General features: G+C 65.6%; 10 protein-coding genes and 2 pseudogenes. 4 read left to right on the forward strand and 8 right to left on the reverse strand.

Annotated elements, in window-relative coordinates:
- The first annotated feature begins 290 nt into the window (after positions 1–290).
- A complete protein-coding gene (locus NR810_RS51605; protein WP_257463554.1) occupies positions 291–920 on the forward strand; it encodes a DUF2381 family protein in 630 nt (209 codons plus the stop codon).
- A 47-nt stretch (positions 921–967) separates the two neighbouring features.
- Here the strand turns inward: NR810_RS51605 and NR810_RS51610 are convergent, their stop codons facing one another.
- The 6 genes and pseudogenes from NR810_RS51610 to tnpA form a co-directional block, all read right to left on the reverse strand.
- On the reverse strand, positions 968–4,519 hold the full coding sequence (locus NR810_RS51610) for a CHAT domain-containing tetratricopeptide repeat protein (protein WP_306819240.1): 3,552 nt from the start codon (positions 4,517–4,519) through the stop codon (positions 968–970).
- A 196-nt stretch (positions 4,520–4,715) separates the two neighbouring features.
- A complete protein-coding gene (locus NR810_RS51615) occupies positions 4,716–4,901 on the reverse strand; it encodes a transposase domain-containing protein (protein WP_257463561.1) in 186 nt (61 codons plus the stop codon).
- Between the two features lie 24 nt (positions 4,902–4,925).
- Positions 4,926–5,960 (reverse strand): annotated as a pseudogene (gene tnpC, locus NR810_RS51620) (IS66 family transposase); the annotation flags it as partial.
- On the reverse strand, positions 5,846–6,385 hold the full coding sequence (locus tag NR810_RS51625; protein ID WP_306819237.1) for a transposase: 540 nt from the start codon (positions 6,383–6,385) through the stop codon (positions 5,846–5,848). The pseudogene tnpC and the gene NR810_RS51625, both read right to left, overlap by 115 nt.
- Before the next feature lie 36 nt (positions 6,386–6,421).
- Entirely contained in the window at positions 6,422–6,694 is a 273-nt protein-coding gene (gene tnpB, locus NR810_RS51630) for an IS66 family insertion sequence element accessory protein TnpB (RefSeq protein ID WP_257463563.1), read from the reverse strand.
- 92 nt (positions 6,695–6,786) lie between these two features.
- Positions 6,787–7,164 carry an IS66-like element accessory protein TnpA gene (gene tnpA / locus NR810_RS51635; RefSeq protein ID WP_257463556.1) on the reverse strand — a complete coding sequence of 126 codons (378 nt, stop codon included), beginning with the start codon at positions 7,162–7,164 and terminating at the stop codon, positions 6,787–6,789.
- 252 nt (positions 7,165–7,416) lie between these two features.
- Between tnpA and NR810_RS51640 the strand changes: the two genes are divergently transcribed.
- Positions 7,417–9,165 (forward strand): pre-peptidase C-terminal domain-containing protein, encoded by a 1,749-nt coding sequence (locus tag NR810_RS51640; RefSeq protein ID WP_257463557.1) that lies wholly within the window; start codon positions 7,417–7,419, stop codon positions 9,163–9,165.
- Between the two features lie 197 nt (positions 9,166–9,362).
- Here the strand turns inward: NR810_RS51640 and NR810_RS51645 are convergent.
- Together NR810_RS51645 and NR810_RS51650 are read right to left on the reverse strand one after the other, a co-directional pair.
- Positions 9,363–9,677, reverse strand: a pseudogene (locus NR810_RS51645) (CHAT domain-containing protein); the annotation flags it as partial.
- Positions 9,658–9,963, reverse strand: a complete 306-nt coding sequence (locus NR810_RS51650) for a hypothetical protein (RefSeq protein ID WP_407653912.1) — start codon at positions 9,961–9,963, stop codon at positions 9,658–9,660. The gene NR810_RS51650 and the pseudogene NR810_RS51645, both read right to left, overlap by 20 nt.
- A gap of 270 nt (positions 9,964–10,233) precedes the next feature.
- On the opposite strand from NR810_RS51650, the gene NR810_RS51655 reads away from it, so the two are divergent.
- A complete protein-coding gene (locus NR810_RS51655; RefSeq protein WP_257463559.1) occupies positions 10,234–11,040 on the forward strand; it encodes a hypothetical protein in 807 nt (268 codons plus the stop codon).
- A gap of 189 nt (positions 11,041–11,229) precedes the next feature.
- Positions 11,230–11,874 (forward strand): HNH endonuclease, encoded by a 645-nt coding sequence (locus tag NR810_RS51660; RefSeq protein ID WP_257463560.1) that lies wholly within the window; start codon positions 11,230–11,232, stop codon positions 11,872–11,874.
- The last annotated feature ends 115 nt before the right edge of the window (positions 11,875–11,989 follow it).

Here is an 11,989-nt window from a genome sequence, read left to right on the forward strand (position 1 = left end):
TGCTGAGGACATGAGCCGCCTGGCTGGGCGGCTACGCGCGAAGCCGACGGGCGCCTGGGCAGCCTGAAGACCCGGCGATGGAGCGAGAAGCGGATGGGGCTTTTGCTGTTTGCGTCTTCAATACGTCCAAGTCGAACGTCCTCCTGAGCAACTCGGCGAAAGTCTACTCGCGGCGTCTTCTCCTTTATCGGCTCCTTGCTGGCCGCTGCCTGGGGCGCCACGCTCGCCTCCTCCGCTCCCGCTTGGGGGAGCCCCCGTGAGCACCCCTGTGGAGGTTCCATGGCCCTCGTGTGAGTCGGACACGCGTCACTCCAGGACGGCGCGGCCCCGGCGAGGTCACCTTCTCGCTGGTGGTGCACCCCTCCGAGGCCACGCGACTGGTGGAGGTGACGCGCCAGCCTCGCTCGCTGGCCTCCTGTCAGGAGGGCGAGCAACTCGCGCTGGAGGAGCTTCAGCAGTGCCGACAGGAGAAGGCGCGCCTGGAGGCGGAGTCCAATGGGAAGGTGGGGCTCACGGCCCTCCTCGCCCAGAAACTCATGGGGAAGGGCGGCGTTGACGATAGGGACATCTCCAAGAATGTCACCGCACACCCTGGCAACACGCTCACCAGCAGGTTGGCACGCACCTACCGCTCCGATACCGGGCGCATGGTGGTGCGGTTGGCCATGGAGCAGGAGTTGTGGAACGACGGGACCACGCCCTGGACGCCCATTGGTGCGGTGCTGGTGGGCCCCCAGGGGTTGGAGTTGAAGGCGCTCGGCGTGTGGCCGCTGGAGCCCATCCCACCGGGGAAGGGGCTCCGCGTCGTGCTGGAACTGGAGGCGACGGAGGAGCAGGCACGCGGCACCTTCACCCTGAAGCTGTGGTGCCAGGAGGGGGGCGGCAGGGGCGAGTTCTTCGACGGCGTGACGTTCCCGTAGCCCGACCGGGCGCCCGCTCCGGTTCAACACCCGCTCGGGCTCGTCAGCTACAAGCCGGACTGATCCTTCGAGACCGGAGCGAGAGAGCGAAGAGGAGCATCGCGCCCCAGGGCGATGAAGGGAGCCCAGGCGTAGGGGTGGGGGTGGGCCTGTCGCAACTCCAGCATGGCGGCGCGTAGGGCCGAGACACGGGGCTCACCGGCCAGCAGGTGGCGGTAGTAGCCCTGCATGAGCTGACGGGTGGTGTCGTCATTCACCTTCCACAGGCTGCTCACCACCGTCTCGGCGCCCGCGGAGATGAGGGCCCGACGCAGGCCATAGACGCCCTGGCCGAGTTTGACGTCCCCGCGACCCGTCTCGCAGGCGGAGAGGACGACCAGCTCGGTTCCCCACAGGTCCAGGCCGGCCAACTCCAGGGCGGTGACGAGGGAGCTGTCGGGGGAGTGGGGCTGCTGGGCGGAAGCCCCGGAGAGGATGAGGCCGGAGCGCAACAGCGGGTCGGGCAGGTGCTGGGTGGAGGAATCCCCCGAGAGGCCGCCGGAGTGGACGACGGCGCGAGAGGCCTCGGGCGAGGCCGAGGCGGAATCCTCGAGGAAGAAGCCGTGGGTGGCGAGATGCAGCACGCCGGGCGTCGGCAGTGTCAGCAACCGCTGCTTGGAGGCCTCCACTCCCAGGAAGAGTTGCGCCTGGGGCAGCAGTTGCTGAATGGCCTCGGCCTCCTGGCGAGTGCCGGGCAGGGGCACCCAGGTGCGCTCGGCGAGGTCGGCCCGGAGGCTGGAGAAGAAACGCTCGGTCGAGGCGGAGCGCAGGGCCAACGCGGGTTGCTGCTGCTGTGCGACGGGGGCCGTGGAGGGAGAGGCGCCAAAGTCCGGGTCGGCGAGGACGACGAGGGAGCGGGAGGGGGCAATGTCCTGGGGACGCGGCAGCAAATCCTTGCCCGAGGTGAGGTAGGTGAAGTGGAAGGAGTCCACAAGCGGGCCCTTGCCGTTGTGGAGGGCGGCGAAGGGGACGAGGTTGAGCTGGCCGTCCGGGGAGAGGAAGAGATGGCGGACGTTGCCGAGCAGCGGCCGCAGGGGGCGGAAGGCCAGGGAGTACAAGGCCTGGGCGGGGCTCTGCCAGGCCGCATCGCTGCTGGCCAGTGCATCTCGGAAGGTGGAGGCGGCCTGGTCGATGGCGGCCGCGGGCCCGAGGTCCACGGTGCGGATGGTGGCGTTGGGCAGCAGCACGAGTGCCAGGTAGCGCAGCTCGCTGGGGAGTTGGGACTGGGGCGTACCCGGCCTGGGCACCGCCGGGCTGTCTTTGTAGGCGACGAACTCGACGAGGGCGCTGTCCCTGGGGAGGGCGGCGGCGACGCGCTCGACGATTTGGTCGGGGCCAGGGAGTGCGGTGAGGGCGCGCAGGGGGGCGGAGTGCCTGGCGAGCTGGGTTTCCAGGGCATCACCCTGCGCGGCCAGGGACTGGAGGCGCTGCTGGTAGTCAGCGGGGGAGAGGGAGTCGGGGCCCTGGTGCGACAGCGTGGCGAGTTGGGCACGCAGGCCCCGCAGCCGCTCGAAGGTGCTCCGGTCCTCCTCACCGAGGCCGAGGTAGATGGTGCGGGAGGTATTGGCTACTTCCTCGACGGAGCGGCCCTTGCGCAGCAGTACGGAGGAGAGGGCCAGCCGCCGAAGGCGGGCATCGCCCGGGTGGGCGCGTAGCAGGGAGTAGAGGACGTCCTCCTCGGAGCGGAGAAGTTGAAGGAAGCTCGCCAGGCGCGACTCGGAGAAGTCGAGTGCCTCCCGGCGCAGGCGCTGCTCGGAGATGCTGAAGGCGCGCGTGAGGAGAGGGAGGGCCTGGGCACGTTGCTTCTGGATGAGGCGGAGTCGGGCGAGACCTTTGAGCGATGCCGCGACGTCAGCGTGTTGCTTGCCGAGGGCTGCCTCTCGAATGGAGAGAGCGCGCTCAAACAGAGGCTCGGCTCGGCTGTACAAACCCTGCTCCCTGTAGAGGTCGGCGAGGTTGTTGAGCGCGGAGGCGACATTCGGGTGCTGCTTGCCGAGGGCCGCTTCCCAAATGGAGAGAGCGCGCTCAAACAGAGGCTCGGCTCGGCTGTACAAACCCTGCTCCCTGTAGAGGTCGGCGAGGTTGTTGAGCGTGGCGGCGACATTCGGGTGCTGCTTGCCGAGGGCCGCTTCCCAAATGGAGAGCGCGCGCTCGAACAGAGGCTCGGCCCGGCTGTACAAGCCCTGGTTCAAGTAGAGGTTGGCGAGGTTGTTGAGCGTGGCGGCGACATTCGGGTGCTGCTTGCCGAGGGCCGCTTCCCAAATGGAGAGCGCGCGCTCGAACAGAGGCTCGGCCCGGCTGTACAAGCCCTGGTTCAAGTAGAGGTTGGCGAGGCTGTTGAGCGCGACGGCGACATCCGGGTGCTGCTTGCCGAGGGCCGCTTCCCAAATGGAGAGCGCGCGCTCGAACAGAGGCTCGGCCCGGCTGTACAAGCCCTGGTTCAAGTAGAGGTTGGCGAGGCTGTTGAGCGCGGCGGCGACATCCGGGTGCTGCTTGCCGAGGGCCGCTTCCTTGATGGCGAGCGCGCGCTGATAGAGCGGTTCGGCCTGACCGTACAACCCTTGGTACCCGTAGATTGCTCCGAGGCTGCTGAGCGAGTCGGCAACGCTGGGATGGTTCTTGCCGAGGGTCGCCTCCCGAATGGCCAACGCGCGCTGCTGGAACGGCTCGGCCTGGGCATACAACCCCTGGTCCTTGTAGATCAGCCCGAGGTTGCTGAGCGAGTAGGCAACGCTGGGATGGTTCTTGCCGAGGGTCGCCTCCCGAATGGCTAACGCGCGCTGATGGAACTGCTCGGCCTGGGCATACAACCCCTGGTCCTTGTAGATCGCCCCGAGGTTGTTGAGCGAGTCGGCAACGTGGGGATGGTTCTTGCCGAGGGCTGCCTCCCGAATGGCCAACGCGCGCTGATGGAACTGCTCGGCCTGGGCATACAATCCCTGGGCCTTGTAGATCACCCCGAGGTTGTTGAGTGAGTAGGCGACCTGGGGATGGTTCTTGCCAAGGGCCGCCTCCCAAATGGCCAGCGCGCGCAGATGGAGCGGCTCGGCCTGGGCATACAGTCCCTGGTCGCTGTAGATGTTTGCGAGGTTGTTGAGCGAGTCGGCGACGTCGGGGTGGTGCTTACCAAGCGTGGCCTCTCGAATGGCCAGCGCCCGCTGACAGTACGGCTCTGCCCGGTCATACAACTTCTGGACCCAGTAGAGGGTGGAGAGGTTGCGGAGCGACTCGGCGACAAGGGGATGCTGCTCCCCCAGGGCCTCTTGCCGAAGGGCCAGCGCGCGCTGAAGCAACGGCTCTGAGCGGCCATGGTTCCCCTGCTTGCGATGGAGGTTGCCCACCTGGTTGAGGCAAGCAGCCACCTCCAGGTGGGTGCTGCCCAGCACCGCCTCCCTGAGCGCCAGGGCTTGTTCTCCCTTCGTAATGGCCTCTGCGTACTTGCCCTCCTTCTCGAGCCTGGCCGCCTCCTCAAACGCCGTCCGCGCCTCATCCAACCGCGCATCCGCGCTGGCCTCGCTGGCCGCCGCGCTCGTGGCACAGCACAGCACCACCAGCAGCATCCACCAGCCTTCTCGCTTCAAGCCGTAGGGAGTCACCAGGAGTACTCTATCCCCCTTTCGGGCAGCTTGTCCGCGTGCACCCAGGATTCACGCAAACTGCTCGAGAGACGTATCCGCTCGGCGGAGCGGTCCAGCATGGCGACGTAGATGTGGTAACGAGCGCGCCGCCCAGCTCTGCTGGGGGGGGCAGCGGCGCTCAGGTCGGCGCGGGTGAGGTGGAGGGAGTCTGCGCGGAGGCCTCACGCGCGGCCTTCCACATGGGCGGCAGCAGTTCCTCGAGCCGGCGCTGCGGCCAACCCCGGGCGAGCTTCTCCAGCACATCGGCCAGGTACGCCCACGGCTCGACTCCGGCCAGCACGCACGTGGCCACCAGCGTGTACACGCATGCGGCGCGCTCGGCGCCCGCGTCGCTGCCGGCGAACAGGTAGTTCTTCCTGCCGACGGCAATTTCCCGCAGCCGCAGTTCCGAGGCGTTGTTGTGCAGCGGCAGGCGCGCATCCTCCATGAAGCGCATCAGCGCCTGCCACTGATTGATTGTGTAGCGACACGCCTGGGCCAACGGACTCTTGGGCGGCTCCCGGTTGTAGGTTTCGGCTACCCAGCGCCCCAGTTGCTCCGTGACAGCGCGTGAGAGCGTGTCGCGCCTGCGCAGCCGCTCGGCTTGCTCCACCTTCTGCTGGCTGGCCTGGCGCTCCACCTCGAAGAGCTGGCCGATGAGCGAGAGCGGCAGCGCCGCTCGTGTGTCCCCGGCTTCCAATGCCTCCACGAAGTAGCGCCGGGCATGGCTCCAGCACCCCACCTCCACCGCGGTGGCACCCTAGCGAGTGAAGAGTTTGTCATAGCCCTTGTACCCGTCCACCAGCAGCCAGCCCTCGCGTCCCTCCAGGAAGGACAGCGGCCCCTCCTGCTTCCAGTCCGGCGTGTAGACGAAGGCTGCCCAGGTGCTGTCCCCCAGGTACACCCACATGTGCCCGCGCTTGAGGCCGTTGAGGTGCTCCCTGCCGAGCACCTTCAGGTGCGTGTCGTCGCTCTGCAGCACGTGCGAGGCCAGCGCCCGCCGGGCTACCTCCAGGGCCAGCGGCTGGAGGGTGTCGGCGCCCGCGGCCACCCAATCCGAGAGCGTCGAGGTACGCAGCTGCACGCCATGGCGCGCATAAATTCCACTCAGCCGGTGCAGCGGCAGGTGGTCCTTGTACTTGGACACCAGCACGTGCGCCACCAGGCCCGGCCCGGGCAATCCGCCCTCAATCACCCTGTCGGCGGCAGGGGCTATTACCAGCCCTTCGCCACACGGCCGGCAGGCGTATTTGGGCCGCACCTCCTCAATCACCTTGAAGTGGCCGGGCACCCACTCCAATGTCTCGCTCTTCTCCTCGCCACAGCGCGTCTTGTCTCGCCCACACGCCTCGCACCGCAGCGCCTCGGGCGGCGGCTGGTGGACGCGCTGCTCGCGCGGCAGGGTGGAGGGCAGCGGGCGACGCCCGTGCCCCTTGCGCTTCTTCCTGGGGGCTTCCTCGCGCGGTGGCTCGGACGGCGGCGCAGTGCCTGCTGCGACGCGAGCCTCCCCGGCACCAGGCTCCGTCGCTTCCTGGGCCCGGCGTCCTCCTGGCCCAGCTGCGTCAGGAACAGCGACAGCTGTTCGGCCGAGAGCTTCTCGCTGGTACGGCCAAAGCGCTGGCGCATCGCCTTGCGCAGGCGCAACTCCAACTCGGTGTTCTTTTCCACCAACCGCGAGAGCAGGCCCACCACCAGCTCAATGGCCTGCTCGTCCTGGCCTTCGGCCAGCAGCGTGCGCAGCAGCGCCACCACGCCGTGCATGTCCGTCGTCTTCTTGCCTGGGGCCGCACCGCTCATGCCACCGGACATGAGCCATGGCTCGGCCCCATGACGCAAGAGGTATTCTCACGCAGTTGACTTCTCAGGTGGGGGCTGCCAGCGCGGCCGACGCACGCTGGCCTTCAAATCAATCCCCTCCAACAGCAGCGTGATCTCCACGGCCTCCAGGGTGAGGGCGGAGCCGTCCTCGGGCAGCGGACGCGGCAGGCGGAAGCTGCCCTTCTCCAGGCGCTTGCAGAAGAGGCAGAAGCCTCCGGAGTGCCACCACAGCACCTTCACCATGTCGCGCGTACGGTTGAAGAAGACGAAGAGGTGTCCACTCAAGGGGTCCTCTCGCAGTACCTACCGCGCCAGCAAGGAGAGCCCATCGAAGGGCTTGCGCATGTCCACCGGCCGGCTCGCCAGGTGGATACGCACCGAGGAGGGCAGTGTCAGCATGCTTCCTCCAACGCCCTCACCAGCCTCGCCAGCGCCTGCGCGTCGAAGCCGGGCTCCACCCGGATACGTCGACCTCTGGTCAGTACCACCTCCATGCTGGCTGTGCCTGCCGGCCGCTGCGCTTCTGGCGACGCCGGTGCCGCGACGTGCACCGGGACGAACGAGAGCGATGGACCCGTCTCCTCGGCTCGCCGCTTCTTCCACCACCTCAGCCGTTGTGCACCCAGCCCATGGCGGCGGGCGAACTCCGCCACCGACAACCCGCTCGCCTCACAGGCCTCGAGCACCGCCTGTGCCTCGGCCTCCGTCCAGTAGTTGCTTGCCGCGGCCCTCGCCAGCGTTGCGTCCACTCTTTCCGTTTTGCGTTCCATGTCTACTCCTCCTGGAACGTGACGCTGAACGGCTCCTCCCTCACTCGGAAGGTGTGGTCCGCCGAGCGCTTACCGAGAGACACGTAACCGGGCAAGCCCACCACCTCTGTGCGGCAGTTCACTTGGTCGCTGTGAAGCACCTCACGGCATCCCTCCTCCCGCCGGTGGCAACTTGCTGCATACCAAGGAGCCAAAGACTGGCCTCCTCGGTAAAGCCTTACCTCTCCAAGCCAGGCCCCATAGGAAACGACCATGCACAATCCGCTCGTCCCCCCCCACGCTCCCCCCAATATCAGGCAGCCAATGACGTGCCGCTCGCGGAAGGAAGCGACGGCAGCCCGCCACATCATGAACCTGCTGGCCAGGGTGATGGTTGTTCTCATCCTGGCATCCGCCAGTCTGGCCCATGCGCAGACGACGATGATGAACAGTGGCTGGACGAAATCCGCCGGACAAAGCCAGAACGGAGCGAACCCGAAGTTCAAATTCACCCTGCCAAGTACGCAGACCGTCACCATTGATCTGATGTCTTCCGTCGACACCTATCTGTATCTCCTGAACAGCAACTCCGTGGTGCTGTACAGAGATGACGACAGCGGCGACGGATTCAACAGCCGGCTGACTGTCACGCTCAGCGCAGGCACTTACTATATCGTGGCCGCGACCTACTCCACCGACCAAAGCGGCCGATTCACTCTCTCCACGACAGGTGGCTCCCTCGGCTGGTGTTTCGTGGGGTACGAGCACGCGAACTACGGCGGCATCGCGTATCAGTTCTGCTCTGGGGGTCCCTTCCCCTCTCACTCGAGCTGGAATGACAAGATCTCATCGTTCCGTGTGCCCAAGGGAATGATGGTCAGGGCTTTCGAGCATGCCGATGGGAGTGGCGTGGCCAGGACCTACTATGCGGATGTCCCGTACGTCGGTCCGCTCTACAATGACATTACATCTGCTTTGTCCTGGGACTCCTTCGCGGAAAATGGTTTCGCCATGGCCATGGTTTCAGACCCACAGTTCGCGTGGACCTACTGCAAGGACTCCAGCAGCAGCACAAAGTGTTCCGATGAGCGCAACGCCTACCCCAATTGGAGCGCTGAAAGCCTGAGCCGCCTGTACAACGGGCGCATGCGGGACACCATCAACAACGTCAAGAATGTCCTTGGCGACGCGGCCTTCGGGGGAGTGATCGTCAATGGAGATCTGACCGAGTTCGGCGACCAGGACGCTGATCTGGGTGATTACGTCGCTAACTACGAACATGGATTGAAGGCCAACGTCTATTTGGGACTGGGCAATCACGACTACGCCAACAACGTCGATGATTGCAGCTTTAACCATTGTGCGAACTCGATGGTCTCGTACCACAAGGCGCAGGTGGGGACCCTCAACCCTGTGAGTTTTGACTACGGCGAGAATGGCGGGGACCACGCAGGCAGTCTGGGGTACTCGTGGGAGATCGGAGACGTCCACTTCGTACAGCTCAACAATTACCCCACCTATACGAGATCATGGAGCGGCTTTAACTTCAGTGAGTGGAGGACCGACTACTTCTACATCACGTCGGCCATCGCGTGGCTGCGCACCGATCTGCAGAACGCGGCTGCCCGTGGGAAGAAGATCATCTTGAACTGGCACGACTGGGCGCAGGTCCAGGACAACGCGGAGGTCCTCGCCATCCTCCGGGATTTCCCTGTCATCGCGGTCTTTGCCGGACACCGGCATGAACTGTTCGGGCTCACCGGGTTCTCAGGGGATGGAACGAACGTTCCCATCTTCCATAGCGGCTCCGCTCATTACGGCACCTTCCTGGTCACGCGCTTTTTCGATAACAAGATGTATGTATGGATGATGGAGATCAATCAGCTGGGTGATGGTTCCTTGCGCATCGTCCACCCAAACACCGACGAACGTATTCCTGTCAGCAACCTGACGGACAAGTTCGATGTCTGCACCGGATGCACGCAATACTACAAGTACGTCATCGACATGAATGCTCGATAGCCTCGCTCCAGCTGGGTCTTTCGTGGCGGGCCGCTAGGCACTCCTGACGGCCCGCCACCAGGCATGGGCACTTCACGGCACGAATTCGTGTACCTGCTGGCCGAGGGGCGGAGGGCGCACAGACGCGCACGCCGATGAGGACGTCGCGCCCCATGCCCCGCACTCGGCCGCTGCGGCCCCAGCGGGAAGCCTGATGGTCACTTGGGGAGTGGGGCGAGAGAGCGAAGAGGAGCATGCCGACCCAGGGCGATGAAGGGAGCCCAGGCGTAGGGGTGGGGGTGGGCCTGTCGCAACTCCAGCATGGCGGCGCGTAGGGCCGAGACACGGCGCTCACCGGCCAGCAGGTGGCGGTAGTAGCCCTGCATGAGCTGACGGGTGGTGTCGTCATTCACCTTCCACAGGCTGCTCACCACCGTCTCGGCACCGGCGGAGATGAGGGCGCGGCGCAAGCCATAGACGCCCTGGCCGAGCTTGACGTCCCCGCGACCCGTCTCACAGGCGGAGAGGACGATGCGTATTCCGGCCATCGCGAGCACGCAGCTCCTCGAAGAGCGTCTTGGCCTCCAACTCCGGCGATTCCCTCAGCCGCTCGGCCAGGCTGTCCCACTGCTCCTCGAACGGATCCTCCCTCGTCCTCCAGGTGCGCTCCTGCTTGAGCTCCGAGGGGAACTTCCCCTCCTTCACGTACTTGCGTGCCGTCTTGCGGTCCATCCCCGCCCGGGCCGACGCCAGCCCCAGGCGACCGTGCTTCGCCATCTCTTCCATCAGCTTCCTCACCTGGGCATCCGTCGTCCTCACCCGCCCATCCGAACCTCGGAAGTCACCGGGTTTCTACCGACGGCTGCCGTCACTCAAGATGGGGAGGTGTAGTTGTCGTTGATGGGGAGGTGTAGTTGTCGCTGAGCAGGGCTGCGTATGAAGGGGGCGAACGGCCCAAGGGCTTCCAGGGCCAGGTCTACCTGCCTGTGGACTGCCGCTGAGCGGGCGGGAGGCGTCCGCCGCCCTCGGGAGCGAGCGAAGTGCCTGGCGCTTGAGGCGCGATGGACCGCTGTGGTAGGGCGAAAGACTATGACCCCGGACCCAGCCCCGGTGCTCGAGTTTCCAGCGTGGCTCTACGACACCACCGCCGCCATCCGCCGCAAGGTGAGAGCCGAGGGCCGCAGGTGGGCCCGGGAGTACCTCGAGACCGGTGCCTTTTCCCAGCCCCGACAGATGCGCCAGGTGCAGCCCGGCGAGGTGCTGGTGATGCACTCGGGGGCCGAGGGGTTTGACTGGGCCCGCCCGCGCTGGCGGGTGCACATGTTTCTCAGCGTCTTCTCCAGCTTGGACGAATGCGTCCCAGAGGAGGAGCGTCAACGTACGGAAAATGCATTCGAGTCCTTCTGCCTGGGCACCCCGTGGGGGGTCCTCTACCATGCCGTGTCCCCACCCCCGCCGCGGAGCGCTGTGCGCATGGCGAACCGGCTCGCCTCGTTGCTCCGCTTCTGGGACGTGCTCCAGGGCTCTCGCTACGCGTTCTGGTCGCCCGAGCAGAAGTACACGCTGGACGAGCTCCTGGAGGATATCTACCGCAAGACCCTGGAGGCCTGGTGCCCCGGAGGCCCGGCCTCGGTCCGCGAGCACCTGGCCCTGGCGGTGGAGCGTATGGCTCGCGCCACCCGCCAGGAGTGCGAGGAGGCCGTGCTCCGGGTGATTCCTGTCGTGGTGGAGATGGACACCGATTTGAAGCACCGCGACGTGCTCAGCGATCCGGACTTCCTGCGCGAGCGCCTCCGCGCGCTTCCCCCGAAGAAGTTCGAGGATTTCTCCAGCGCCTATAAATACGCGGTGAGCGGGCAATTGTGGGCCTGGGACAGGGAGTTGGGGCGACATTGATAAGAGAAGGCCCGAGAGGAGGAGCACGGGCGCCGACGCTACGCAGGCAGAGAGGGCCGTACGAGTTGCCTGACACCTTCCCGAGCCATGATGTGGACGGTGGCGGCAGCCAGTTGCGCGCCCGCGCCGTCGGGCTAGTCAATACCAGCCGCCTGCATCGCTCCGCCACACGGGTGGCGTGACGAATCCATGCAACACTGCTATCTGTGCAACAAGCCGTTTGATGGGGATGCGGTCCAAAAGCACGACGAACACATCATCCAGAATGCCCTGGGCGGCAAGTTGATCGGTGCCGAGATTCTCTGCGAGGCCTGCGGCAACATACTCAACGCTGCCGTGGATGTCCCTTTCATCCGAGAGCTTGAACCCGTGTCCGTGCTGCTGCGATTGGCTCGGGACAGGGGCGGTGCCTGTGCCGCGAACGCCGGCATCTCCTCCAGCCATGGCGATCTGCGGAATGTCAGCAATATCCAGTTCTGGATGAACAACGACTTCGCCGTCGCTCCCAGCAAGCCGATTCTTTTGCAGGATCAAGCCTGCCGGAAGGTGACCGTCATTGCTGCCACCAACGCCCTGGCCTTGGCGTTTGCCCAGAGCAAGGCGGTCGCGACCCTGGCATCAAAAGGTTACGGGGTAGAGGTCGGCACCAACCTGGCCGCTTATATTGAAAAAGCCATTTTGCAGGTTCGCTCCGGCGCCATCGAGGTCCAACGGGGAGTCCTCAAGATCGCCATCGAGTTTGCCTTGCAGACGGGCGTGGCGCGGCACGAGATAGCGCACCTGCTGGGCAACGGCAACCTGACAACGGATGCCCATCTCCTGAGAGGGTGTTGAACAGGAGCAATCAAGCAAGGCGGCGCAGCATGAGTCGTATCATGCCCAGATGGATGAAGGCTTCGGAGGATTCCTCCTTGCGTTCGTAGTCCTTGGACAGGCGCCGCTCCCGATT

It is taken from the genome of Archangium lipolyticum (assembly GCF_024623785.1).
In the GTDB taxonomy this organism is placed as follows: Bacteria; Myxococcota; Myxococcia; order Myxococcales; family Myxococcaceae; genus Archangium; species Archangium lipolyticum.